We start from the raw sequence: 24,881 nt of genomic DNA on the forward strand, positions 1-24,881 counted from the left end.
TGAAAAGCCGGCGCCCGCCGGCTTTTTTATTAGATAGTTTTTTCTTATGGTGACGCGATGAGCAACTCATTACCTGACACAGCCTCCCCTCTTCTGCCCGTCCCGCCGGAACATCCGGTGAGCTGGCCGCAGGGCGATCTGAACTGTGCTGCAATTAAGGCGCACATCGATACCTTCCAGCACTGGCTGGGTGAGGCGTTTGACTCCGGCATCGCTGCGGAGCAGCTCATTGCGGCGCGCACCGAATTTATCGACCAGCTGCTGCAGCGGTTGTGGATAGCCTGCGGCTTTGAATCCGTCTGCGATCTGGCGCTGGTCGCCGTCGGCGGCTATGGCCGCGGCGAGCTGCATCCGCTCTCTGACGTCGACCTGCTGATCCTCAGCCGCAAAAAGCTGCCGGACGACCAGGCGCAAAAGGTCGGCGAACTGCTGACGCTGCTGTGGGACGTTAAGCTGGAGGTGGGCCACAGCGTACGTACCCTCGAAGAGTGTCTGCTCGAAGGCCTCTCGGATCTCACCGTCGCCACTAACTTGATTGAATCGCGCCTGCTGATCGGCGACGTCGCGCTGTTCCTTGAGCTACAAAAACATATTTTTAGCGACGGCTTCTGGCCATCGGAAAAGTTCTTCGCCGCCAAGGTCGAAGAACAGAACGTCCGTCATCAACGCTATCACGGCACCAGCTATAACCTGGAGCCGGACGTGAAAAGCAGCCCCGGCGGCCTGCGCGACATCCATACGCTACAGTGGGTAGCTCGCCGCCATTTTGGCGCCACCTCGATGGATGAGATGGTCGGCTTCGGCTTTCTGACCGAAGCCGAGCGCAATGAGCTCAACGAGTGCCTGCACCAGCTGTGGCGCATCCGTTTCGCGCTGCATCTCGAGCTCACGCGCTATGACAACCGCCTGCTTTTCGACCGTCAGCTCAGCGTCGCCCGCCGGCTCGGCTATGAAGGCGACGGCAACCAGCCGATTGAGCATATGATGAAGGACTTCTTCCGCGTCACCCGCCGGGTGAGCGAGCTGAACCAGATGCTGCTTCAGCTGTTTGAAGAGGCTATTCTCGCCCTGACCGAGGATGAAAAACCGCGCCCGATAGACGATGACTTCCAGTTGCGCGGCACCCTTATTGATCTACGTGACGACACGCTGTTTATTCGCGAACCGCAGGCCATTCTGCGCATGTTTTATATGATGGTACGCAACAGCACCATCACCGGCATCTACTCCACGACGTTGCGTCATCTGCGCCATGCCCGGCGCCATCTGACCCAGCCGCTGTGCTATATCCCGGAGGCGCGCACGCTCTTTCTCAGCATGCTGCGCCATCAGGGGGCGGTAAGCCGCGGACTGCTGCCGATGCATCGCCACAGCGTGCTATGGGCCTATATGCCGCAGTGGTCACATATCGTCGGCCAGATGCAGTTCGACCTGTTTCACGCCTACACCGTCGATGAACACACCATCCGCGTGATGCTGAAGCTGGAGAGCTTTGCCAAAGAAGAGACCCGCAGCCGCCACCCGCTGTGCGTGGAGCTATGGCCGCGCTTAACGCACCCGGAACTGATTTTAATCGCCGCCCTGTTCCACGACATCGCAAAAGGGCGCGGCGGCGACCACTCGATCCTCGGCGCGCAGGATGTGCTGAAGTTTGCCGAGCTACATGGGCTGAACTCCCGCGAAACGCAGCTGGTCGCCTGGCTGGTGCGTCACCATCTGCTGATGTCGGTCACCGCCCAGCGGCGCGACATTCAGGATCCGGAGGTGATTAAGCAGTTCGCCGAGGAAGTGCAAACGGAAAATCGCCTGCGCTATCTGGTGTGCCTGACCGTCGCCGATATCTGCGCCACCAACGAAACGCTGTGGAACAGCTGGAAGCAGAGCCTGCTGCGCGAACTCTATTTCGCTACCGAGAAGCAGCTCCGTCGCGGCATGCAAAGCACCCCGGATATGCGCGAACGGGTGCGTCATCATCAGTTGCAGGCGCTGGCCCTGCTGCGGATGGACAATATTAATGAAGAGGCGCTGCATCAGATCTGGAACCGCTGCCGCGCCAACTATTTCGTGCGGCATACGCCGACGCAGCTCGCCTGGCACGCCCGCAACCTACTGCGCCACGATCTGAATAAGCCGATGATCCTGCTGAGCTCGCAGGCCACCCGCGGCGGTACGGAGATTTTTATCTGGAGCCCGGATCGACCTTATCTGTTTGCCGCGGTGTGCGGCGAGCTGGACCGCCGCAACCTCAGCGTCCACGACGCGCAGATCTTCACCACCCGCGACGGCATGGCGATGGATACCTTTATTGTCCTCGAACCCGACGGCAGCCCGCTTTCCGCTGATCGCCACGACGCGATTCGCCACGGTCTTGAACAGACGATAACTCAGCGCAGCTGGGAACCCCCGGCCCCGCGTCGCCAGGCGGCAAAACTGCGTCACTTCTCTGTGCCGACCGAGGTGAATTTCCTGCCGACCCATACCGATCGAAAATCGTTTCTGGAGCTGATTGCGCTCGATCAGCCTGGGCTGCTCGCCCGCGTCGGACAGGTGTTCGCCGACCTCGGTATTTCGCTTCACGGGGCGCGAATTACGACAATTGGTGAGCGAGTAGAAGATTTATTTATAATCGCCACCGCCGACCGGCGTGGCCTTAATAATGAGCTACAACAAGAAGTGCAACAACGGTTGACAGAGGCCCTCAATCCAAACGATAAAGGGTGACGTATTTTTTTTAGTGAATGGAAAGAAACAATGCAGCAGTTACAGAACGTTATTGAGTCCGCCTTCGAGCGTCGCGCCGACATCACGCCGGCCAATGTGGATACCGTGACCCGCGAAGCGGTAAACCAGGTTATCGCCCTTCTGGATTCCGGCGCGCTGCGCGTCGCTGAGAAGATCGATGGTCAGTGGGTGACGCATCAATGGCTGAAGAAAGCGGTACTGCTCTCTTTCCGTATTAACGATAACCAGGTTATCGATGGTGCGGAAAGCCGCTACTTCGATAAAGTACCGATGAAATTCGCTGACTATGACGAAGCGCGTTTCCAGAAAGAAGGTTTCCGCGTGGTGCCGCCGGCAGCGGTACGTCAGGGCGCATTCATCGCCCGCAACACCGTGCTGATGCCGTCCTACGTTAACATCGGCGCCTACGTTGACGAAGGCACCATGGTTGATACCTGGGCTACCGTCGGCTCCTGCGCGCAGATCGGTAAAAACGTTCACCTGTCCGGCGGCGTCGGCATCGGTGGCGTACTGGAGCCGCTGCAGGCGAACCCGACCATCATCGAAGACAACTGCTTCATCGGCGCGCGCTCTGAAGTGGTTGAAGGGGTGATTGTCGAAGAAGGTTCCGTGATCTCCATGGGCGTCTACCTGGGTCAGAGCACCAAAATCTACGATCGCGAAACCGGTGAAGTCTTCTACGGCCGCGTACCGGCTGGCTCGGTGGTCGTGTCAGGCAACCTGCCGTCGAAAGATGGTAAATACAGCCTGTACTGCGCGGTAATCGTTAAGAAAGTCGATGCCAAAACCCGCGGCAAAGTCGGCATTAACGAACTGCTGCGCACCATCGACTAAAGCAAATAAAAAGCGGGAGATATCCCGCTTTTTTTATATTTGATGCTGGCGAAAATGGATTTTTTCGTTAATTATTCAATGGTTATGATGCTATCAAAGGTACCGTTATGTACGATAATCTGAAAAGTCTTGGCATTACCAACCCTGATGAAATCGATCGCTATAGCCTGCGGCAGGAAGCTAACAACGACATCCTGAAAATCTATTTTCAGAAAGACAAAGGCGAATTCTTCGCCAAGAGCGTGAAGTTCAAATACCCGCGTCAGCGCAAAACCGTCGTCGCCGACGGCGTCGGCCAGGGCTACAAAGAGGTCCAGGAGATCAGTCCGAACCTGCGCTACGTCATCGATGAACTGGATCAGATCTGTCAGCGCGATCGCACTGAAATCGATCTCAAGCGTAAAATCCTCGACGACTTACGCCATCTGGAAAGTGTGGTCACCAACAAGATCAGCGAAATCGAAGCCGATCTGGAAAAGCTCACCCGTAAGTAACAGCGTTCCCGGCGGCGCACCGCCTGACCGGGCAAACGATATAATCTGCCGCTTACGCCATGCATCCTCCAGGCCGGGTAAGGCGAAACCGCCTCCCGGCATTTTTATCTCAATACCCTATCGTTGTTCATCCAGCTGCAGGGCAATATAGAGCAGCAGCCGATCGTCAAAGCTGCCGAGATCCAGACCGGTCAGTTCCGAGATACGGTTTAACCGATACTCCAGGGTATTGCGATGAATAAACAGCGCTTTTGACGTCGCCAGCGGCTGCACGTTATGGCGAAACCACGCCTGCAGCGTACGTCGCAGCAAACCGTTGTTATCCATTGCCTTCAGACGCGCCAGTGGACGAGCCAGTTCATTAGCCTGCCAGCCGCCGCGCAGGCTGTCGAGCAGCACCGGCAGCATCAGATCCTGATAGAAATAGCTGCGGCTCTCCGGCATCCGCTGCTTACCCACCATCATTGTCGTCCGTGCGGTACGGTAAGAACGGGCGATGCTCCCGGGGCCGGTGAAGAAGTTGCCCAGCGCCACGCGAAAGCGGAGCTGGCCATTCTCTTTCATCCTGGCGATAAGCTGCTCGACGCGGCGGACGTGATCGTCGGCATCCCAGCGACCAAAGCTGTTCAGCGCCGGTTTCAGCACCACCATTTCCGTGAGTGACACAATGGCCACCAGGTTATTGCGATCGGGGGTGGTCAGCGCGTTCTGCAACTGCTGCAATTCAGCCATCGCACTGTCCACACCGAGCTGGCCGCTGTCCACCTCAATCATCGCCACCACCCGCGGTTGATTAAGATCGATACCTAACCGCTGAGCCCATTCGTTCAGCGCCGGGGTATGCTCTTCCGCCTGAATCAGGTTCATCACCAGCTCTTCGCGCAGTCGGCTGTCCTGCGCCAGGAGATGCATCAGTCGCGACTGCTCCAGCATCATCTCTGCCGTCATGCACACCAGCTCGCCATATTTTCGTAACGATTCAGGCTCGCCCGTCAAGCCGATCACCCCGACGATTTCACCTTCGAGACGCAGCGGCAGGTTGATCCCCTGGCGCACTCCGTGCAGATGGCGAGCGACCGCGTCGTCGATATCCACTACCCGCCCCTGGGAGAGCACCAGCAGCGCGCCTTCGTGCAATTCACCAATCCTTTCGCGATCGCCGCTGCCGATAATCCGCCCGCGGGCATCCATCACGTTGATGTTGGTATCGATGATGCGCATCGTCCGCGCCACAATATCCTGCGCCATTTTGGTATCAAGATGCCAGCCAGCCATGTAATCCTCCCCTATGCAGGGGACCAGCATAAAAGAGTCATCGCCCTGCTGCATTGTGCATATGCCCGAAGGCGGGGCGAGATATGTGGAGTTGTGGAAGCGGTCACAGAACGAAAAAAAGCCCCTGCCCTCGACGAGGGAAGGGGCTATGGTGCTCGCGCTGACGATTACTGCAACAGCAGGTAGATAGAGGCGTCGCCGCGCTGAATGTTCAGCGCCAGTACTGACGGTTTGGCGTCGAAGATTTTCCGCAGATCGGCGATATTTTTCACCGGCTGCTGGTTCGCCCCGACAATAATATCGCCTTTCTTGAGGCCAATCTGCGCCGCCGGAGTACCGGCTTTCACATTATTGACCACCACGCCCTTGTCCTGACCCTTGTTGCTCATTTCCGCCCCTTCAATCCCGTTGAAGATGGTGCTGGAATCAACCTGGGTCTGGTTGCTCTGCTGCAGTTCGACGGTAACGGTGACCGGTTTGCCGTCGCGCAGCAGGCCAAGCTCAACTTTGCTACCGATAGGCATAGTGCCGACCTGAGCACGCAGCGCGGCGAAGCTGCTGATCGCCTTGCCGTTGAGGGTAGTGATCACGTCGCCGGCTTTAATACCCGCTTTCGCCGCAGCCGAACCTGGCATCACCTGGCTGACGAAGGCGCCGCGCTGGGCGTCGACTTTCATCGCTTTCGCCAGTTCAGAGTTCAGTTCGGTACCCATGATGCCGAGCTCACCGCGTTTCACCTGGCCATATTTCACCATCTGCTCGGTCAGGTTTTTCACCATGTTGCTCGGGATAGCAAAACCGATACCGATGTTGCCGCCGTCCGGCGCCAGGATGGCGGTGTTAATGCCGATCAGCTCACCGTTGAGGTTCACCAGCGCACCGCCGGAGTTCCCGCGGTTAATCGCCGCATCGGTCTGGATAAAGTTTTCGTAGTTTTCCACGTTCAGGCCGCTACGGCCCAGCGCGGAGACAATCCCGGAGGTCACGGTTTCGCCCAGACCGAACGGGTTACCGATAGCCACGGTGTAGTCGCCAACGCGCAGCGCGTCAGAATCAGCCAGCTTAATCGCCGTCAGGTTTTTCGGATCCTGAATCTGAATCAGCGCGATATCGGAGCGCGGATCTTTGCCCACGACTTTGGCATCAAACTTACGGCCATCGCTCAGTTGAACCTTAATCGTGGTGGCGTTGTCCACAACGTGGTTGTTGGTCACCACATACCCTTTGGCCGCATCAATGATGACGCCGGAGCCCAGCGCCATAAATTTCTGCTGCTGGCCGCCGTCAGGCTGACCGCCCTGTCCACCGCCCTGGCAAAACGGTGAACTTTGGAAAGGAGAACCATCCTGGCAGAACGGCGAGTTATCGCCAAAGAACTGCTGGAAGTTACGCGGCATCCGTGGGGTATTAACGGTGGTGCTACCTTCAACGTTAATGCTCACCACCGATGGCATCACCTTCTCCAGCATCGGGGCCAGGCTTGGCATCTGCTGCGCATTAGTCGCCGAAGATGCCGTTTCTGCCGCGCTCGCAGAGAGCGGGGACAACGCCAGACCTAAACTCAGAGCCAGTGCACTCATTGCTAACGTGGTTTTTTTCATCAGTTTCAATCTCAATATCAGATAACGAAAGTTGCTGTGTACGTGACTATCAGAGTCATTTTATAGCGCTAAGTTCCGGAATTAAGATTCTGGAAAAAGTAAAAATTTATTGTCCATCTTTACAAAACTCCAGCCTATTCCACCGCCATCAATCGCCGATATTCATCCCACGCATACAAATCCGTCATTCCGCTGATATAATCCTGGATCAGACGGCAGCGATAATAGTATTCCATCAGCGCAAATTCGGGCGCCGTGCGCACCAGCTTATTTACTGCTTCAACATAGGCCAGCCGGTGACGGGTTGAAAGTTTCTGATACAGCCGGGAGGCAATGGGTAACCGCCGTACCCGCTCCTGTGCCACTAATTCGCTGAAATCCTCCAATGATAATTTCAGCAGCGGCTGATAGATATCCAGCAGGCCGCTAATCACCCGGTAGCCCTGCAATTCCAGCTGCTCGACATCCGGATGGCTAAAGACCTGTTTCATCGCTACATTTTTATAGAGTTCCAACAGCTGACTGCAATCGCTATCGTCCTCGAGCAGCGCATGATTAAAGTCGCCAGTGAAGATGGCCGGCAGGTTATCAATAAATCGGCGCGCCGCGTAGGGCACCAGCTTATTCAGCGTGTTTACCCGCAAATACATAAAGAACTGATCTTCCGCGCTCTGTCGCAGGTAATTAGCTCGCGATTTTTCCCAGGCATTTTCCACCACCTGAGAGAATAACGATCCTTTTTCATGGTTGCCCCAGGCATCGTAAAGATGCTGATAAAGCTGCTCGGCGCTGAAAATACGTTTTTCAACCGCGTCCTCGAGATCCGCGACGCAATATGAGATGTCATCCGCGGCCTCCATAATCCAGGTTAATGGGAATCGATTGTAAGGTGCCAGATCCAGTTCTTTACGCAGGCGCGCGACATACTCTTCTTCGGCTAAATAATAGCCAGGCTTCTTCATTAAATAACTGTGACTGGCTGGCGTCGCCTCGAACCACCACGCCGGTCGGGTATATTTCAGGATACAGCCCACCTGCGCCCAGGTCAGATTCATCCGCATCAGCGTGTGGACCAGACGAATCCCCTGCGCGTTGCCCTCAAAGCTGCAGAGATCCTGGCGCACTTTGCGCCGCAGCGCATTCAGCGCCGTTTCCCCTTCATGCAGGCGTAACGCCTGCACCTCGCAGCGATCGTCGGTCAACGGCTGGCCGAGCGCATCGCCGGGGGCAAGGCGCTGGCGAAACCAGTCGTTAATCGCTGCCTCGCCAAAGTGGCCAAACGGCGGGTTGCCAATGTCGTGCATCAGGCAGGCCATCTCTACCACGCTCTCGAATGGCCCGGTCAGCTCTTCAAGACCATACTCTTCCAGCAGCTTCTGCTCTTTCAGCCGGCTCAGCACCTCTTTGGCGATATAGCGCCCCACCTGCTGCACCTCCAGCGAGTGGGTCAGGCGGGTTCGCACCGCTGCATTGCGCTCCAGCGGGAAGACCTGAGTTTTTTGCTGTAAGCGGCGGATGGCCGGCGAGTTGACGATCCGTCCCCGATCGCTTTCGAAGATCCGCAGGATGTCACGCTCCGTCTCCACCCGCGGCGGCGAACGGAAGCGTCGATGCCAGTTTATCTTGTTGCGAAAATCAATCTTTGCCATAGCCTCTCCCGCGCGAGCAATACGCTTCCCCTTAAGCGCATGATAGACTATGCAACTAAACCTGACACATCGCGAGTAAATCTATGAAAATTGGCATTATTGGCGCTATGGAAGAGGAAGTTACCCTCCTGCGCGACAAAATCGAAAACCGCCAGACCATCACCATTGGCGGCAGCGAAATCTATACCGGCCAACTTCACGGCGTTGACGTCGCTCTGCTGAAGTCTGGTATCGGGAAAGTGGCGGCGGCGACGGGCGCGACCCTGCTGCTGGAGCGCTGCCAGCCTGACGTGATCATTAATACCGGTTCTGCCGGCGGCCTCGCACCGACGCTGAAGGTCGGCGATATCGTCGTCTCCGATGAAGCGCGCTACCACGATGCCGACGTCACCGCCTTCGGTTATGAGTATGGCCAGCTGCCTGGCTGCCCGGCGGGCTTTAAAGCGGACGATAAGCTGGTGGCCGCCGCCGAAGACTGCATTAAAGCGTTAGATCTCAATGCCGTTCGCGGCCTGATCGTCAGCGGCGATGCCTTCATTAACGGCTCCGTCGCACTGGCGAAGATCCGCCATAATTTCCCGCAGGCAATTGCCGTGGAAATGGAAGCGACCGCCATCGCTCACGTCTGCCATAACTTCAAAGTTCCCTTCGTGGTGGTTCGCGCCATCTCCGACGTGGCCGACCAGCAGTCCCACCTCAGCTTTGAGGAGTTCCTTGCGGTCGCCGCCAGACAGTCCACCCTGATGGTGGAGAATCTGGTACAGAACCTGGCACGTGGCTAAGTCGCTATCCTTCGCGCTTGCCGCGCTGCTGTTACTCGCCCCGGCGTGGCTACTGGCCGCGCCGCGGGTGGTCACCCTCTCCCCCGCCAATACCGAACTGGCCTTTGCCGCCGGGATCACGCCGGTCGGCGTCAGCAGCTATTCCGATTATCCGCCGCAGGCCAAAACCATAGAACAGGTTGCCAGCTGGCAGGGGATGAACCTGGAGCGCATCGTGGCGCTAAAGCCAGACGTGGTGCTGGCCTGGCGCGGGGGCAATGCCGAACGCCAGGTTAACCAGTTGCAGTCGCTGGGTATTCACGTCCTCTGGGTGCAGACCTCGACGATAGAAGAGATCATCGCCACCCTGCGTCAGTTGGCGCAGTGGAGCCCGCAGCCGGAAAAAGCGCAGCAGGCGGCACAGGCGATGCAGCAGGAATACGATGCGCTGAAAGCGCGCTATGCCAATGCGCCGAAGAAACGCGTCTTCCTGCAGTTCGGATCCACGCCGCTGTTCACCAGTGGTCCCGATTCGATTCAGGATCAGGTGCTGAGGCTGTGCGGCGGCGAGAATATCTTTGCCACCAGCCGTGTTCCCTGGCCGCAAGTGAGCCGCGAACAGGTGCTGGCCCGCCAGCCGCAGGCGATCGTGGTGACCGGCGACGCCAGCCGCATTGCCGAAGCGCAGCGCTTTTGGCAACATCAGCTCACCATTTCGTTGATTGCGTTACACAGCGACTGGTTTGAACGCGCAAGCCCACGTATTATCCTCGCCGCCAAACAACTTTGTGCGGCGCTTGACCAGGTAAAATAATCATCCGGCACACCGGATGTTCAGTGGGAATCAACGATGCTTGTCTATTGGCTGGATATTATTGGCACGGCTGTCTTCGCGATCTCCGGCGTTCTGCTGGCTGGAAAATTACGCATGGACCCGTTCGGCGTGCTGGTGTTAGGCGTGGTGACGGCGGTGGGCGGCGGGACCATTCGCGACATGGCGCTGGCGAATGGCCCGGTATTCTGGGTCAAAGATCCCACCGATCTGGTGGTGGCGATGGTCACCAGCATGCTGACCATCCTGCTGGTCCGTCAGCCGCGTCGGCTACCGAAATGGATACTGCCCGTTCTTGATGCCGTCGGTCTGGCGGTGTTTGTCGGCATCGGCGTCAATAAAGCCTTTCTCGCCGGCAGCGGTCCGCTGGTGGCGGTCTGCATGGGGGTAGTCACCGGTGTCGGCGGCGGGATTATTCGTGACGTGCTGGCGCGCGAAATTCCCATGATTCTGCGCACCGAGATCTACGCCACCGCCTGTATTGTCGGCGGCATTGTCCACGCTACAGCGCACGACACCTTTCATCTCCCGCTGGAGAATTCGGCGATGATGGGCATGGTGGTGACGCTGGTGATCCGTCTGGCGGCGATCCGCTGGCACCTGAAGCTGCCGACGTTTGCCCTGGACGATAACGGAAGGTAATAAAAGCAAAACGGTAACCGTAAGGTTACCGTTTTTCGCGTTGACTCCCTCTCTCTGTGGGAGAAGGCAATCGGCCGTACTCTCGTTAAACGCTGAACGAGGACCCGCAGCCGCAGGTGCTTTTCGCGTTCGGGTTGGTCACGATGAAACGCGAACCTTCCAGCCCTTCGGTATAGTCGACGGCGCCGCCAACCAGATACTGCAGGCTCATTGGGTCGACCACCAGGCCGACGCCCTGTTTCTCGATGGTCATATCGCCTTCGTTGATCTGATCATCAAAGGTGAAGCCATACTGGAAACCGCTGCAACCGCCGCCGGTGATATACACGCGCAGTTTCAGGTTCGGATTATCTTCATCCGCAATCAGGTGTTTTACTTTGTTGGCTGCGGCTTCGGTAAACTCCAGCGGCAACGCTACGTCATCACTCATTTTTTGCTCCCATTGATACTTCCGGCCGGTTAAAGAATAACCGGACCTTTTGAGCCATTATCTAATACCCTGGTAAATCGTTCAAGTATTCTCCCGGGGTGGCTGCTGCGCTTTTGCCGCCTGCTCAGCCTCCTGCTTCGCCAGAGTACGTTGCAGAATGGTCGAATACAAAGGCTTACCGCCGAGGAATTGCGCCAGTAGTGTTGCGCCAAGGCAGGTAATAATCATTGGCAAAATGAGCTGATAGTTATCGGTCATCTCCAGCACCAGCACAATTCCGGTCAGCGGCGCACGTACCGAGGCGGCAAGCAGCGCCCCCATCCCGGCGATAGCGAAGGTGCCAGCATCCAGATGGTAGGCCGGAAACAGCGGAATAGCCGCCATGCCGAACGCCGTGCCCAGCAACGTGCCCAGCGCCAGCATCGGCGCGAAAATGCCCCCCGGCGCGCCGGAAGAGAAGCAGATCAGCGTGGTCACCACGCGGGCGACAAAGATAAACAGCAGCAAACCGACGGAGAAATTACCGGCGGCAGCGATAGGGATCAGGTTGAAGCCCCCCCCCACCGCGGAGGGCTGCATCAGCCCCAGCAGACCGCAGATCCCGCCGATTACCCCGCCCATCAACACCCATTTTTTGATATTGCCGCCGTGGATGCGCTGGAACAGATCCTGGGTGCGCAGCACCAGAAAATTAAACAGTGGGCCAAAGCAGCCAAAAAGCATGCCCAGCACCAGATACAGCCACAGGGTATTCACCGGGGCGTTGCTCAGCTTGCCCACCTCAATGATCGCCGCTTCGCCGTTGAAAATACGAAACACAATGCTCGACATGATCACGCCGGTAAATACCGCTTTAATGGAGATCAGGTTGTAGCGAAACTGCGGGCGCATCTCTTCGATGATAAACAGAATACCGGCCAGCGGCGCATTAAAGGCCGCCGAAAGCCCCGACGCCGCACCGGTCGCCAGCAGCGTGTGCCGCGCTTCCGGACTGCGCATACGGAAAATATCCAGCACCATGCGTCCAATGTTGCCGCCAAGCTGCACCATCGGCCCTTCGCGTCCCAGCACCATTCCGGCGCCCAGGGTCCCCATGCCGCCGATGAATTTCACCGGCAGCACGCGCCACCAGCGCACCGGCCGCAGCTCCTCCAGCGCCCCTTCGATTTCCGGGATCCCGGAGCCGCCCGCCTCCGGCGCAAAGCGGCGCACGAGGAAATAACCGACCATTGCCAACAGCGCCGACAAGATAAACGCCAGCGGCCAGACCAGATACCAATGGTCGGCCACCTGCGCCAGCGCGCCGATCCGCTGGTTCTGCACCCAGTTCACGCTCTTTTCAAACGCGACGCCCACCAGACCGGCCAGCGTGCCGACCACCGCCGCCATCAACAGGACCGCCAGCGGCGTTTTATCGCGTTGAATCAAACGGCGTACCGCATCGCCGCGACGCACCCGCACGAACTGATGTGCTTCAAAAGAGGGAGTATCTGCTTTCATGCCATTATCAATTATTGGTAATACAAATGAAGAGAGAGGCATTTTAGCCGCCCCGGCGCGCTGCGTCGTCAAAAAAATGCCCTTGCGGCACATTGTTTCAATTGGGCAAAACTTTCATAACCATCCTGGAATAACTTAGAATAGCCGATAAAACATTTTTCACGAACCAGGACCCTGGCCATGAGCAAATCTGAAAATCTGTACCATGCTGCGCGCGAACTGATCCCCGGCGGCGTTAACTCGCCGGTGCGCGCCTTCACCGGCGTCGGCGGCACGCCGCTGTTTATCGAACGCGCGGATGGCGCCTATCTTTATGACGTGGATGGGAAGGCCTATATCGATTATGTCGGCTCCTGGGGTCCGATGGTGCTGGGTCACAACCATCCGGCTATCCGCAATGCGGTGATCGAAGCGGCGTCCCGCGGCCTGAGCTTTGGCGCGCCGACCGAAATGGAAGTGAAAATGGCGGCGCTGGTGACCGAGCTGGTCCCGACCATGGATATGGTGCGGATGGTGAACTCCGGCACCGAAGCGACCATGAGCGCCATTCGACTGGCCCGCGGCTTCACCGGCCGCGATAAGATCATTAAGTTCGAAGGCTGCTATCACGGCCATGCCGACTGTCTGCTGGTGAAAGCCGGTTCCGGCGCGCTGACCCTCGGCCAGCCAAACTCGCCGGGCGTGCCAGCCGATTTCGCTAAACATACCCTGACCTGCACCTATAACGACCTCGCCTCGGTACGCGCGGCGTTCGAGCAGTATCCGCAGGATATCGCCTGTATCATCGTCGAACCGGTGGCCGGCAACATGAACTGCATTCCGCCGCAGCCGGAGTTCCTGCCGGGCCTGCGCGCGCTGTGCGATGAGTTCGGCGCCCTGCTGATCATCGACGAAGTGATGACCGGCTTCCGCGTGGCGCTGGCGGGCGCCCAGGCTTATTACGGCGTGGAGCCAGATCTGACCTGCCTTGGTAAAATTATCGGCGGCGGGATGCCGGTGGGCGCCTTCGGCGGCCGCCGCGAAGTGATGGACGCGCTGGCGCCGACCGGCCCGGTGTACCAGGCTGGTACGCTCTCCGGTAACCCGATCGCCATGGCCGCTGGCTTCGCCTGCTTAAGTGAAGTGGCGCAGCCGGGCGTGCATGAAACCCTGACCGATCTGACCAACCAGCTGGCGGATGGCCTGCTGAACGCGGCGCGCGAAACCGGGATCCCGCTGGTGGTCAATAACGTTGGCGGCATGTTCGGCATTTTCTTTACCGATGCCGAAACCGTCACCTGTTATCAGGACGTGGTGAAGTGCGATGTCGAACGCTTCAAGCGCTTCTTCCACCTGATGCTGGAGGAAGGCGTGTACCTGGCACCGTCGGCGTTTGAAGCCGGCTTTATGTCCATCGCCCACAGCGAAGAGGACATTAACAACACCATCGACGCCGCCCGTCGGGTGTTTGCCAAACTGTAAGGTGCTTGAATGCCTGGTGGCGCAGGGATTTTCCCGGAGGCGGCGCATTGCGCCTTCTCCAGACTACCAAATCGCACAGCGCTGTAGCCCCGGTAAGCGATGGCGCCACCGGGGAGTTTCCCGGAGGCGGCGCATTGCGCCTTATCCGGGCTACCAAATCGCACAACGCTGTAACCCCGGTAAGCGATAGCGCCACCGGGGATGTTGAGGCCATCCGGGATCGTTAGCGGCTCTGCTTTCTCAGCAAATAGATAAAGTACGGCGCGCCGATAAAGGTCGACAACAGCCCCGCGGGAATTTGGTAGGGGAACATGATCATTCGCCCGCACCAGTCGGCGAGCACCAGTAGCATCCCGCCCGTCAGCCCGGAAATCACCATATGCGGCATCGTCCGGCGGAATCCCAGCATCCTCGCAATGTGCGGTGCCATCAGGCCAACGAAACTTAACGGCCCTATGGTGAGCGTCGCCGTCGCCGTCAGGCTCGCCGCCAGCAGCAGCAACCCGATACGCGATGGCGTCAGCGCCATCCCCACCGCCCGCGCCGCCTCGCCGCCCAGCGGCAGGATGGTCAGCCAGCGGCGGCAGAGCGGCGCCAGCGCCAGCAGCGCCAGCATCACCACACCGCTACGCAGCACCATTTCCGGCGTCGCGCTATAGGTCGAACCGGACATCCACGTCAGGATCTGCGCCATGCGCGGATCGCCGCTGGCCTGCAGCATCATCAGCAGCATGGTGAAAGCGGTACTCAGCGCCATCCCCGCCAGCAGCATCCGGTGCGGCGAGAAACCGCCGCGCCCGGCGGCGATCAGGATAACCAGCAGCGTCGCCGCCGCGCCAAGGCTGCCGGCAGGCAGCAGCCAGACAAAGGCGTTGCCCGGCACGAAGAACAGCATCAATACCACGCCGAAGGCCGCGCCAGAGCTGATGCCCAGTACTTCCGGGCTGGCCATCGGGTTGCCGGTCAGGCGTTGAATGATGCAGCCCGCGACCGCCAGCATCACCCCGGCGAACAGCGCCGAGAGCACTCGTGGCCAGCGCCAGGGCATCAGTTGCGCCAGCAGATCGCCGCTGGCCCACTGCCAGCTATGGGCATCGCGGCCAAAGGTTAGCGCGGCGGTTACCGCCAACAGCAGCAGCGCTAAGCCGCCCAGCGCGAACCACAGCACGTGGCGGCGCTCGATCAGCGCTTTATCGCCGCCGTTCATCACCGGGGCGCTGATGCTGCGCAGCCGCGGCAGCAGCCACAGCAATAAAGGCGCGCCAATCAGCGCGGTGACTGACCCGGTCGAGACTTCCCGCCAGACCCGGCTGAGCCAGAGAATAATTTGGTCGGAAAGCCACAGGATCAGCGCGCCGATCAGCGCCGCCAGCAGCAGCCGCGGCAGCAGGCGGCGGGCGCCGAGCATTTTCGCCAGCAGCGGCGCGAACAGACCGATAAAGCCGATAATGCCGACCGCGTTAACCAGCAGCGCGCTGATGACAATCGCCAGCGTCAGCACGCCAAGCCGCGCCAGAGACAACGCCAGCCCAAGGTTACGCGCCACGCCATCATCAAGCCCCATCAGGGTTAACGGGCGTAGCAACAACAGCGTCAACATCGCGCCGCCGAGCAGCTGCGGCCACAGACGCTGCACCACGCTCCAGTCGGTCTGCGTCAGGGTGCCGGTACTCCACAGGAACATGCTTTGCAGCTGGTCATGATGGAAAATCACCATCAGCTGATTGACCGCGCCGCAATAGAGACTCACCACCAGGCCGGCCAGGATCAGCGTCACCGGCGACAAACGTTTGCCCCACGAGACGCCGAACACCAGCGCCCCCACCAGACAAGCCCCAGCCAGCGCGGCAAACTGTGACGCCAGCACGCCGGGGATCGCCCATAATGTGGTGACGGTCATTCCCAACTGCGCGCCGGTGGCGACGCCAAGCGTGGTCGGCTCCGCCAGCGGGTTACGCAGCACCTGCTGGAACAGCACGCCGACGAGGCCCAGCCCGGCGCCGACCAGCAGCGATATCGCCAGCCTCGGCAGCAGGCTGTAATGGAACAGCATCTGGGCGATATTATCGATATCCGGCTGCCACAGCGCCTGACGCCATTGCGCGTAAGGTAAAGCGACATTGAGGTTGACGATGCTCAGCGCGAAAGCGGCAACCAGCAGCCCGGTCAGCAGGAGAATGGCTAACGGCGAGAGACGCGCGTTCATACCGCCGCCCTCCCCTGCGCATCGGCCAGCACGCGGGCGAAATGCATCGCCGACAACGTCGCGCCATAGAACCACACCGCCGGAACCCGCTGGAAACGCCCCGCGCGCACGAACGGCATCGCCTGCCACAGCGGCGTCGCCAACAGCTGGGCCATCTCCCGATCGTTGCCATGATCGAAACAGATCACATCGGCCTCGTTAAATGCCGCCAGCCGGTCAATACCGACGGTGATGCTGCCCCAGAACGCCGCTTCGCCGCGCCAGGCGTTTTGAATGCCAAAGCGATCGAGCACTTCCTGGAACAGGCAGTTCTCACCGAATACCAGTACGTGGCGGACATCGAGCAGCGAAATCATCAGCAGTGGGCGATCAGCACGCCCGGCAAAACGCGGACGCAGGTTCTCCATCAGCGCGTCGAACTCCGCCAGGTGGTGCTTCGCCTGCTGTTGTTTACCCAGCAGGTCGGCCATTTCCAGCAGCGAACGCTGGGCCATCGCCAGCGGCCGTTTGCCGTCGCTGAAGGTGAAACCGCGGCCGGGTGCGATACGCGCCAGCTTTTCCGGCGACGGGCCATAGCCTGCCGACCAGACGATAAACGACGGTTTCATCTGCGTCAGCAGCTCAAGATTGGGTTCGGTGCGCAGGCCGACATCAATTACCGACGTGGGCAGCGCGGGTTCGTTCACCCACAGGCGATAGTTGGGAATGTCGGCCACGCCGTAGGGCGTGACGCCAAGCGCCAGCAGCAGTTCGGCCGGCAGCCACTCCAGCGCGACGACGCGCTGCGGGTCAATGTTCGCCGCCTGCGCGCCACGCATCTGCCACAGCAGCGGCGAGAGCGCCATCGCCGTCAGCAGGCGGCGTCGGGTTATCAGAGTTGGGTTCATCATCAATAGACAAAACTTACCGGCGCCGCGCCCGCCGGGTGCGGCAGGATCCCCATCGGGATGCCGTAGATTTGTTCCAGCGTGTCGCTGCGCATCAGTTCTGCTGGCGTCCCCTGGGCGATCATTTCCCCACCGCGCAGCGCGACCAGATAATCGCAGTAGCGGGCAGCCATATTGATATCATGCAGGACCGCGATCACCGTCAGGCCACGCTGCTGGCTGAGACGATGCACCAGCGCGAGCACATCAACCTGATGGGCGATATCCAGCGCCGAGGTCGGTTCATCAAGCAGCAGGCAGCGGCTATCCTGCGCCACCAGCATGGCGATCCACGCCCGCTGACGCTCGCCGCCGGAGAGGCTGTCCACCAGCCGCTGCGCCAAAGGCTTCAGCCCCACCAGCGCGATCGCCTCTTCCACCTTTTCGCGATCCGCCGCGCCGAAGCGCCCCAGCGCGCCGTGCCACGGGTAGCGACCTATCGCCACCAGCTCGCGAACTGTCATCCCTTCCGCCGCTGGCAGTTGCTGCGGCAGATAGGCCACTTTGCGGGCAAACGCCTTGCTGCTCCAGCTCTCCAGCGGCTGGCCGTCCAGCAGCACATCGCCTGCGGAAGGCGGCTGATGGCGGCCGAGCATTTTCAGTAATGTGGATTTGCCGGAACCATTATGGCCTATCAGGCCAGTCACTTTTCCTGCCGGGAAGGTTAACGAAAGGGGGTGAAGCAGCGTGCGACCCGGTACGCGAAAGGTCACGCCATTTAACGCAAAGGTGGTCTCAGAGTGCGGAGTCTGTTCCTGCATAGCAACAACCTGATGTTGGGCGCGGCGAACCGCGCCCGTGAGTAGTTAGAAGCGGAAGGTTGCGGTCGCGACAACCTGACGTCCCGCCCCCCAGTAGCAGGCGTATTCGCTATAGCAGCTGGAGACATATTCGCGGTCAAACAGGTTGTTGACGTTGACGCCGACCGAAGAGCCCGGCAGGCCAAAGCGCGCCAGATCGTATTTCACCGTCGCATCCATCAGCGCATAACCGGCCACATTGAAGGCATCATTTTTGTTACCGGTGCTGGTGTCGTTTTTGTAGTAACTGACCGTTGAACCGATATAGCGTGCCCCGGCGCCGACCGTCAGACCGCTGAGCGCGGTTTCGTGGAAGGTGTAATCCGCCCACAGCGACGCCATGTTACGCGGCACTTCCGCCGGACGCTTGCCGTTGAACACCGTATCGTGAGTGTATTCCGCATCGGTGTAGCTGTAGGCCGCGGTGACGTTGATATTGGCGTTCACCGCCGCTTTCGCCTCCAGCTCAAGGCCGCGGGAGCGGATCTCGCCGGTCTGGATGCTGAACGCCTGGTTAGCCGGATCCGCCGTCAGGTTCTTATCTTTGGTCAGCTGATAGACCGCCGCGGTGACCACCACCGGCATGTCTTTCGGCACATATTTCACGCCAGCTTCATACTGCTTGCCACGCGACGGATCGAACGGCTGGCCGTTAAGCCCGGAACCCGATACCGGCTCGAAGGATTCGCTGTAGCTGAAGTACGGAGAGATGCCGTTATCAAACAGGTAATTGATACCGCCGCGCCAGGTGAACTGCTGGTCGTGATTCTCCGCCAGGCTGTTACTGGAGCGAGTTAACGTTGAGGTGGTGGCGTAATCGTAACGGCCGCCCAGGGTCATGACCCACTTATCCCACTCCATCTGATCCTGCGCGTACAGGCCCGTCTGCTCCATTCGGTTGAGGACCGCGTACGGGAAAGTGACCTGAATATTCGGGTTGCCGTATTGCGGGTTGCTCATGCTGATAGGATCCGCCGTCCCGTAGTCGGCATCCACATCGTTGCGCATCCGCGAGTAATCCACGCCGGTCAGCAGCGTATGGCTGACCGCGCCGGTGGCGAAAGCAGACTGCAGCTGGGTATCGACGGTAAAGGTGTTCAGGTGCTCATCAGAACGCACATAGGCGCGATTCATGTAGCCCGGGGCGACATAGCCATTCCCGTACACCGAGCGATACAAGGTATCGACTTCGGCATAGCGCAGGTTCTGCCGCACGGTAAAGGTGTCATCAAACTGATGGGAGAAGCTATAACCCACCATCTTCTGGCGGCGCGAGATCTTATTATCCGCCTCGCCTTCGTTGAAATCGGTCGGCAGCTTGTGCGCCTTCCCGTTGGCGTCGTAATACGGCACCACGGTGCCTTCGCGTGGCAGCCAGCCGTAATAGCCCGCATCCGGGTCATTCTGGAAGTTGCTCAGGAAGGTGAAGTCGGTTTTATCGTCCGGGCGCCAGCTAAAGGACGGCGCCACCGCATAGCGGGTAGACTTCGCCATCTGCTGCTGGGTATCCTGGCTGCGGCCCAGGCCGGTCAGGCGATAGGACCAGACGCCGGCATCATCAATGGCGTCGCTGAAGTCAAACCCGGTCTGCCACAGGTTGTCGGTGCCCATCTTGAACTGCACTTCCTTCAGCGGCTCAGTGGTCGGGCGTTTGCTGACCATGCTGACGATACCGCCCGGGTTGCTGTTGCCATACAGCACCGAGGTTGGCCCGCGCATCACTTCCACGCGCTCGAGGAAATACGGGTCCATGGAGACTTCAGAGTAGTTATTCCCCTGCAGCTTCATGCCGTCCAGATACTGGTTGGTATTGACGGTCGTCGAGGTAGTGAAACCGCGGATGGTGACCACATCATAGGTGGTCGAGCTACCGCGGGTGGAGAAGACGCTCGGCGTATAGGAGAGCGCCTCTTTTACCGTGGTCGGCTGACGCATCTCCATCTCCTGGCGCGTGACCACCGAGACAGACTGCGGCGTTTTTTCAATCGGGGTATCGGTTTTCGTCGCCGTGGCAGAGCGTTTTGCCGCGATGGTCGGCGCCGGTCCCCAGGCGCTTTCCTGGGCGGCCGGTGCCGCAACGACGGTGATAGTTTCTTCTTGTTTCGGTTGTTCCGCAGCCTGTGCATAGACAGACATGCCGCTAACCGCCGTGGCTACTACAACTGCGATTTTACGCAGCGAGTGATTTGGCTGAGCAGTTTTTGGACGCGCCATGGGTATATCTCTGATGAAAGTGAATGATAACGTAAACGATAATTATTATTATGACGGGCGATATAATAGGCGAAACGCCGAAGGCAAGGCAAGCGATATGCCCGCCTGGAGAAACCGAAGGCCGAATTAATAACCAGATAGTTATTATGGAGTTAAAGAGGCGTTAACTTTTTTACAGGTATAAAAAAACCCCTTAATACTTTCGTACTAAGGGGTCAGGTCATGCGGCCGAAATCAGTTACTGCCGAACATATCCTTGATCCAGCCCGCGACGCCGTCGCTCTTTTCCTGCTGCTTCGGCGGCTGTTGCTGCTGTTGTTGTTGCTGCTGCGGCTGCTGTTGCCCGGACTGATTAAACGGGTTGTTCGCTTCCTGCTGCTGCAACTGCTGCTGCTGCATCAGCTCGCCCTGGCGGCACAGCGCATCCGGCTGCGTTGTCCAGACCGGCAGCGAACGCACGCCACCGCTGCAGACGAGGTTGCCGTTGCTGTCCACGCCCATGTCGACCACGTCTTCCGGCGCCGTCAACGCCAGCGGCGTTGGCGTCTGGTTCGCCAGATAGCGCTGGTAAATCGACATCGCGCCGCTGGCGCCGTACAGTTTGGTCGGCTGGTTGTTGTCGCGGCCCACCCAGGTGATGGTCACCTGGCTACCGTCGATGCCGGCGAACCAGGTATCGACGTTATTGTTGGTGGTCCCGGTTTTCCCCGCCAGATGCAGGCCCGGATACTTCGCGCCCAGCTGACGCCCCGTCCCGCGCTGCACCACCTGCTGCATGGTCCACAGCGTCATGTAGGCCGCCTGGGCAGGCACAGCGCGTTCCGCCTGCGGGTAGCTCTGATACAGCACCGTGCCATCTTCCGCAATCACCGAACGCAGCGCCGACAGCGTCGCGCGGTTACCGCCGCTGGCGATGGTCTGGAAGGCCTGCGCCACTTCAATCGGCGTCAGGTTCAGCGCGCCAAGCAGCATCGCCGGTACGGCGTTGAGCTGATCTTTCGGCGCGCCCAGCTTCGTCCAGGTATCGACCACCGCCGGCAAGCCCAGCGCCATCCCAAGGTTAACCGTCGGGACGTTCATCGAGCGGGTCAGGGCATCCACCAGCATCACCTGACCGCTGAAGCGACGATCGTCGTTCTGCGGGGACCACGTCTGGCCGTTGGACAGGCGAATGGTCACCGGCGCATCGGCGATCCAGGTGTTCAGGCGATACTGATTCGGCTGGCTCAGCGCGGTCAGATAGGTCGCCGGCTTGGCCAGAGAACCAATTGACCGGCGGGCCTGCATCGCGCGGTTGTACCCCGCGAACTGCGGCTCCGCGCCGCCGACCATTGCCCGCACTTCGCCGGTGAAGCGGTCAACCACCACCATGGCGGTTTCCAGGTCTGCCAGCTTGCGCTGTTTCTTCAGTACCGGGATCCCTTCCGAGGCCGCTTTTTCCGCCGCATCCTGGGCTACCGAGTCGAAGGTAGTGAAGATCTTCACGCCGGAGAGATCTTTCATTTTGTCGCCCAGCTTCGCCTGCAGCTCCTGACGAACCATCTGCATAAACGCCGGCTGCGGTGAAATCACCCCACCGCGCGGCTGTACGCCCAGCGGACGCGCGCTCAGCATGTCATACAGCTCCTGGTCGATGACCTGCTGCTGCTGCAGCAGACGCAGTACCAGATTGCGTCGCTCAAGGGCCAGTTTCGGGTTGCGCCACGGGTTATATACCGACGCCCCTTTCACCATCCCCACCAGCAGCGCCTGCTGATCGAGGCTCAGCTCTTCCACCGGACGGCCGAAGTAGTACAGGCTCGCCAGCGGGAAGCCGCGAATTTCGTTATCGCCGCTCTGGCCGAGGTACACCTCGTTCATATACAGCTCAAGAATGCGATCCTTGCTGTAGCGGGCGTCGACGATCAGCGCCATATACGCTTCGTTGGCTTTACGCCAGTAGGAGCGCTCGCTGGAGAGGAACAGGTTTTTCACCAGCTGCTGGGTCAGGGTACTCGCCCCCTGCACCGTACGACCTGCCGTCAGGTTCGCCAGCACGGCGCGGCCGATGGAATACAGGCTGATACCATCGTGCTCGTAGAAGTGGCGGTCTTCGGTCGCCAGCAGCGTATCCACCAGCAGATCCGGGAAGCCACTGCGCTTCACGAACAGGCGCTGCTCACCGTTCGGCGACTGCAGCATGGTGATAAGCCGCGGATCGAGGCGGAAGAAACCGAACTGGCGGTTATTATCCATATTCTCGATGGTATCCAGATGATCGCCATCGAAGGTCAGACGCGCGCGCACCTGCCCTTCTTTACTATCCGGGAAATCGAACGGACGACGGATCATCTCGATGCTGTTGGCCTGCACGGTGTATTCGCCCGGGCGCGTCATCGCGCTGACCTGACGATACTGGGTGGCATTCAGCAGACGCACCATCTCGTTTTTGCTGATCTGCATGTCCGGCTCAAGGTTCACCATCCGGCCATAGACCGCGGCCGGCAGCTCCCAAACTTTACCGTCAATGCGGCTGCGGATTTTCTGATCGAGGTAGACGCCATAGGCGGCAATCAGCACCGCAAAGACAATCCCCAGCTTGACCAGCAGCCACAGCCAGCGGCGCTTACGACGAGGTTTGCTGCCGTTGCCTTTTCCTTTTCTTGGCACCGGTTTCTCATCCTCATAATCATCGTCATCATACTCGTCGTCGTAGTCCTCTTCCCGGACCCGGCGACGGGTGACTTTTTGTTTTGTCGGACGCGAGGGTCTCCCCTTACGTCCGATAGGCTCGCGGTCATCTCCCGCCATGCTTTTTCTCCGCAACGTTCAGGCGCAAAGGCCTGATTCTCAATACTTCCCCTGCACAGAGGAAGAAGAAATCTCTCAAATTAACGTCCAGGCTGCTTATCCTTCGGACGACAACCTGCTGGCAGGCAGGACATGCCGCCAGCCTTTCATGAGGTTGGCTTGCTTCGTTTTACATGATATTAACAATAAAAATTCACCATAAAATCATTATGTTAAACGCATCACCAGCAGAAATGGTCAGAACATAGCACGTAATGTTCAGGGTATACAGGATAGCACTAAAATGCGACATTCTTAACCAGCATTTTACCTCCTGCGCACGTAACAAGATGGGAAAGAGTATGTTTTTTAATAACATAAAAAATGACGCTCGCCATGATGCCAAACGCACTGGCATCATCTCCGGCTGAAAATATATTTCCCGGACGAAAGCATTTATTATTGAGAGAAGTAAAGGGGTTTAACTGATTTTCTGCTGATAAAAATGCGAGCCTGTTAACATTTATGCCGAATAATATTTTATGATGACACCAAGGGAATATTTGTTAAACTAGCGGCCAGTGATTCATTATTTTGATTACTCTACTATGCGCATTCCGTTTATATTTTCGCTTTGCGTGGTCGCCATGCTCTCTGGCTGCCAACAGAAACCCGCCTCTACGCTCAGCCCGGCCATCAGCAGCCAGGCGCAGCTGGAGCAGCTCTCGTCGGTAGCGGCCGGGACGCGCTATCTCAAGAATAAATGTAATCGTAGCGACCTGCCCGCCGATGAAACGATATATCAGGCAGCGGTGAATGTCGGCAAAGCGCGCGGATGGGGAAATATTGACGTAGCGACGTTAAGCCAAAATAGCGACCGGCTTTATCAACAACTTTTGCAGGACAGCACTCCGGAAGCCACACAGTGTAGTCAATTTAATCGCCAGCTCGCTCCCTTTATTGCCAGTTTGCGCAGCGACTAAGCAAAATATTCTCAACGCGCATATTATTGCGCGTGCCCCTTATTCCCCTTTCGGCTCCTCGTCAATTTTCCCGCCGGGCCAGTCATCCAGCGCCGCCAGGGTAAATGTAGTGCCGTTGAAGCTAAAAATCGTCACATCCTGCTGGATCTGCTCCACCACCAGATTGGGCAACGGGGAATCGCCCTCCGACCACGCTTTGCCGTTTAACACAATGCTGCGCTTTTCCGGTAGCGAGGCGTAGATATGGGCGCTGTAGCGCAGGGGCGGCAGCGTATCGCTGTCCACTACCGGCGCCGCAGGTGCGCTGGGTTTTACCGCCGGCGACGGGTTTTTTGGCGCGGTCTCCCCGGCGGCGGTTAACGGCAGAAGCGCCGCATGGGCCACCGGCAAAGGCAGAGTTTGCGGCGGTGACGGATGGCGCCACTGCTCGCCGCCAAACCAGCCGAGCGCGATAAATAATCCGGCGTACAGCGGGATAATCCAGCCGGGGACCTGCACCATCCGGCCGCGGCTCACCGGCGCGTCTGCCTGCGCGGACGGCGGCTGATGCGCCACCAGCGGCGGGATGCCTCTTTCACTATCATCACGAACAATCACAACCGTCTCCTGTTCCCTCACGGTGCAGAGAAGGCGCCCTTACGGGCGCCCCAGACTGCTGACAAAGTGCAATCTTCAGGGATTGCCCGGCGGCGCTACGCTTGCGCGGGCCTACAGATAACTGCATAACTGTTTGATATTGCAATCTTTCGTAGGCCGGGTAAG

Annotated in this window: 19 protein-coding genes; 8 read left to right on the forward strand and 11 right to left on the reverse strand. The window is 58.9% G+C overall.

The window, feature by feature from the left end; translation table 11 throughout:
* Positions 1 to 57: 57 nt before the first annotated feature.
* From glnD to CWM61_RS17140, 3 genes are all read left to right on the forward strand, one after another.
* Positions 58 to 2,721 carry a bifunctional uridylyltransferase/uridylyl-removing protein GlnD gene (gene glnD, locus CWM61_RS17130; RefSeq protein WP_074386830.1) on the forward strand — a complete coding sequence of 888 codons (2,664 nt, stop codon included), beginning with the start codon at positions 58 to 60 and terminating at the stop codon, positions 2,719 to 2,721.
* 30 nt (positions 2,722 to 2,751) lie between these two features.
* Positions 2,752 to 3,576 carry a 2,3,4,5-tetrahydropyridine-2,6-dicarboxylate N-succinyltransferase gene (dapD, locus tag CWM61_RS17135; protein WP_002889295.1) on the forward strand — a complete coding sequence of 275 codons (825 nt, stop codon included), beginning with the start codon at positions 2,752 to 2,754 and terminating at the stop codon, positions 3,574 to 3,576.
* A gap of 107 nt (positions 3,577 to 3,683) precedes the next feature.
* On the forward strand, positions 3,684 to 4,070 hold the full coding sequence (locus CWM61_RS17140) for a DUF3461 family protein (RefSeq protein WP_002889292.1): 387 nt from the start codon (positions 3,684 to 3,686) through the stop codon (positions 4,068 to 4,070).
* A gap of 117 nt (positions 4,071 to 4,187) precedes the next feature.
* On the opposite strand, the gene cdaR is transcribed toward CWM61_RS17140, so the two are convergent.
* The 3 genes from cdaR to dgt all read right to left on the reverse strand — a co-directional run bounded on the left by cdaR (position 4,188) and on the right by dgt (position 8,595).
* Positions 4,188 to 5,345, reverse strand: coding sequence for a DNA-binding transcriptional regulator CdaR (gene cdaR / locus CWM61_RS17145; RefSeq protein ID WP_002889289.1), 1,158 nt, complete (start codon positions 5,343 to 5,345; stop codon positions 4,188 to 4,190).
* A 167-nt stretch (positions 5,346 to 5,512) separates the two neighbouring features.
* The gene (gene degP, locus CWM61_RS17150; RefSeq protein ID WP_008807359.1) at positions 5,513 to 6,946 is read right to left on the reverse strand and encodes a serine endoprotease DegP; all 1,434 of its coding nucleotides are present in this window, start codon (positions 6,944 to 6,946) and stop codon (positions 5,513 to 5,515) included.
* A gap of 134 nt (positions 6,947 to 7,080) precedes the next feature.
* Positions 7,081 to 8,595: a dGTPase gene (dgt, locus tag CWM61_RS17155; protein WP_061155708.1), complete on the reverse strand. Its 1,515-nt coding sequence runs from the start codon at positions 8,593 to 8,595 to the stop codon at positions 7,081 to 7,083.
* An 83-nt stretch (positions 8,596 to 8,678) separates the two neighbouring features.
* Here dgt and mtnN point away from each other — a divergent pair, with 83 nt between their 5' ends.
* The 3 genes from mtnN to CWM61_RS17170 are packed head-to-tail and all read left to right on the forward strand — an operon-like array spanning position 8,679 to position 10,830.
* Positions 8,679 to 9,377 (forward strand): 5'-methylthioadenosine/S-adenosylhomocysteine nucleosidase, encoded by a 699-nt coding sequence (gene mtnN, locus CWM61_RS17160; RefSeq protein ID WP_008807361.1) that lies wholly within the window; start codon positions 8,679 to 8,681, stop codon positions 9,375 to 9,377.
* Positions 9,370 to 10,170 (forward strand): vitamin B12 ABC transporter substrate-binding protein BtuF, encoded by an 801-nt coding sequence (btuF, locus tag CWM61_RS17165; RefSeq protein WP_100631604.1) that lies wholly within the window; start codon positions 9,370 to 9,372, stop codon positions 10,168 to 10,170. The genes mtnN and btuF overlap by 8 nt, the downstream gene beginning before the upstream one ends.
* Positions 10,171 to 10,206: 36 nt before the next feature.
* Complete coding sequence (locus CWM61_RS17170) at positions 10,207 to 10,830, forward strand: TRIC cation channel family protein (protein WP_002889277.1); 624 nt, start codon at positions 10,207 to 10,209, stop codon at positions 10,828 to 10,830.
* 85 nt (positions 10,831 to 10,915) lie between these two features.
* Here CWM61_RS17170 and erpA read toward each other — a convergent pair whose 3' ends face one another.
* Together erpA and clcA are read right to left on the reverse strand one after the other, a co-directional pair.
* Positions 10,916 to 11,260: an iron-sulfur cluster insertion protein ErpA gene (gene erpA, locus CWM61_RS17175; RefSeq protein ID WP_015368181.1), complete on the reverse strand. Its 345-nt coding sequence runs from the start codon at positions 11,258 to 11,260 to the stop codon at positions 10,916 to 10,918.
* Positions 11,261 to 11,341: 81 nt separating this feature from the next.
* Positions 11,342 to 12,760 (reverse strand): H(+)/Cl(-) exchange transporter ClcA, encoded by a 1,419-nt coding sequence (gene clcA / locus CWM61_RS17180; protein WP_100631605.1) that lies wholly within the window; start codon positions 12,758 to 12,760, stop codon positions 11,342 to 11,344.
* Positions 12,761 to 12,940: 180 nt separating this feature from the next.
* Here clcA and hemL point away from each other — a divergent pair, with 180 nt between their 5' ends.
* A complete protein-coding gene (gene hemL / locus CWM61_RS17185) occupies positions 12,941 to 14,221 on the forward strand; it encodes a glutamate-1-semialdehyde 2,1-aminomutase (protein ID WP_016160319.1) in 1,281 nt (426 codons plus the stop codon).
* A gap of 223 nt (positions 14,222 to 14,444) precedes the next feature.
* Here hemL and fhuB read toward each other — a convergent pair whose 3' ends face one another.
* The 5 genes from fhuB to mrcB all read right to left on the reverse strand — a co-directional run bounded on the left by fhuB (position 14,445) and on the right by mrcB (position 23,157).
* Positions 14,445 to 16,427, reverse strand: a complete 1,983-nt coding sequence (gene fhuB, locus CWM61_RS17190; protein ID WP_100631606.1) for a Fe(3+)-hydroxamate ABC transporter permease FhuB — start codon at positions 16,425 to 16,427, stop codon at positions 14,445 to 14,447.
* Positions 16,424 to 17,317 carry a Fe(3+)-hydroxamate ABC transporter substrate-binding protein FhuD gene (gene fhuD, locus CWM61_RS17195; RefSeq protein WP_100631607.1) on the reverse strand — a complete coding sequence of 298 codons (894 nt, stop codon included), beginning with the start codon at positions 17,315 to 17,317 and terminating at the stop codon, positions 16,424 to 16,426. Before fhuD ends, fhuB begins: the two co-directional genes overlap by 4 nt.
* Positions 17,317 to 18,114, reverse strand: a complete 798-nt coding sequence (gene fhuC / locus CWM61_RS17200; protein WP_012968912.1) for a Fe3+-hydroxamate ABC transporter ATP-binding protein FhuC — start codon at positions 18,112 to 18,114, stop codon at positions 17,317 to 17,319. Before fhuC ends, fhuD begins: the two co-directional genes overlap by 1 nt.
* A gap of 45 nt (positions 18,115 to 18,159) precedes the next feature.
* Entirely contained in the window at positions 18,160 to 20,367 is a 2,208-nt protein-coding gene (gene fhuA / locus CWM61_RS17205; RefSeq protein WP_061155714.1) for a ferrichrome porin FhuA, read from the reverse strand.
* A 234-nt stretch (positions 20,368 to 20,601) separates the two neighbouring features.
* Positions 20,602 to 23,157, reverse strand: coding sequence for a bifunctional glycosyl transferase/transpeptidase (gene mrcB, locus CWM61_RS17210; protein WP_074386835.1), 2,556 nt, complete (start codon positions 23,155 to 23,157; stop codon positions 20,602 to 20,604).
* Positions 23,158 to 23,744: 587 nt separating this feature from the next.
* On the opposite strand from mrcB, the gene gspS reads away from it, so the two are divergent.
* Positions 23,745 to 24,119: a type II secretion system pilot lipoprotein GspS gene (gspS, locus tag CWM61_RS17225; RefSeq protein ID WP_064180730.1), complete on the forward strand. Its 375-nt coding sequence runs from the start codon at positions 23,745 to 23,747 to the stop codon at positions 24,117 to 24,119.
* Positions 24,120 to 24,158: 39 nt separating this feature from the next.
* On the opposite strand, the gene gspB is transcribed toward gspS, so the two are convergent.
* Positions 24,159 to 24,716, reverse strand: coding sequence for a type II secretion system assembly factor GspB (gspB, locus tag CWM61_RS17230; RefSeq protein ID WP_100631610.1), 558 nt, complete (start codon positions 24,714 to 24,716; stop codon positions 24,159 to 24,161).
* Positions 24,717 to 24,881 lie beyond the last annotated feature (165 nt).

Source organism: Klebsiella sp. K-Nf6, from assembly GCF_002806655.1.
GTDB lineage: Bacteria > Pseudomonadota > Gammaproteobacteria > Enterobacterales > Enterobacteriaceae > Klebsiella > Klebsiella variicola.

Bases quoted from the DNA above. Each gene is read 5' to 3' on its own strand.
- gspS (WP_064180730.1), top strand. From the start codon at position 23,745: ATGCGCATTCCGTTTATATTTTCGCTTTGCGTGGTCGCCATGCTCTCT.
- hemL (WP_016160319.1), top strand. From the start codon at position 12,941: ATGAGCAAATCTGAAAATCTGTACCATGCTGCGCGCGAACTGATCCCC.
- CWM61_RS17170 (WP_002889277.1), top strand. From the start codon at position 10,207: ATGCTTGTCTATTGGCTGGATATTATTGGCACGGCTGTCTTCGCGATC.
- fhuD (WP_100631607.1), bottom strand. From the start codon at position 17,317: ATGATGAACCCAACTCTGATAACCCGACGCCGCCTGCTGACGGCGATG.
- fhuB (WP_100631606.1), bottom strand. From the start codon at position 16,427: ATGAACGCGCGTCTCTCGCCGTTAGCCATTCTCCTGCTGACCGGGCTG.
- degP (WP_008807359.1), bottom strand. From the start codon at position 6,946: ATGAAAAAAACCACGTTAGCAATGAGTGCACTGGCTCTGAGTTTAGGT.
- CWM61_RS17140 (WP_002889292.1), top strand. From the start codon at position 3,684: ATGTACGATAATCTGAAAAGTCTTGGCATTACCAACCCTGATGAAATC.
- dapD (WP_002889295.1), top strand. From the start codon at position 2,752: ATGCAGCAGTTACAGAACGTTATTGAGTCCGCCTTCGAGCGTCGCGCC.
- cdaR (WP_002889289.1), bottom strand. From the start codon at position 5,345: ATGGCTGGCTGGCATCTTGATACCAAAATGGCGCAGGATATTGTGGCG.
- erpA (WP_015368181.1), bottom strand. From the start codon at position 11,260: ATGAGTGATGACGTAGCGTTGCCGCTGGAGTTTACCGAAGCCGCAGCC.
- dgt (WP_061155708.1), bottom strand. From the start codon at position 8,595: ATGGCAAAGATTGATTTTCGCAACAAGATAAACTGGCATCGACGCTTC.
- fhuA (WP_061155714.1), bottom strand. From the start codon at position 20,367: ATGGCGCGTCCAAAAACTGCTCAGCCAAATCACTCGCTGCGTAAAATC.
- mtnN (WP_008807361.1), top strand. From the start codon at position 8,679: ATGAAAATTGGCATTATTGGCGCTATGGAAGAGGAAGTTACCCTCCTG.
- clcA (WP_100631605.1), bottom strand. From the start codon at position 12,760: ATGAAAGCAGATACTCCCTCTTTTGAAGCACATCAGTTCGTGCGGGTG.
- fhuC (WP_012968912.1), bottom strand. From the start codon at position 18,114: ATGCAGGAACAGACTCCGCACTCTGAGACCACCTTTGCGTTAAATGGC.
- glnD (WP_074386830.1), top strand. From the start codon at position 58: ATGAGCAACTCATTACCTGACACAGCCTCCCCTCTTCTGCCCGTCCCG.
- mrcB (WP_074386835.1), bottom strand. From the start codon at position 23,157: ATGGCGGGAGATGACCGCGAGCCTATCGGACGTAAGGGGAGACCCTCG.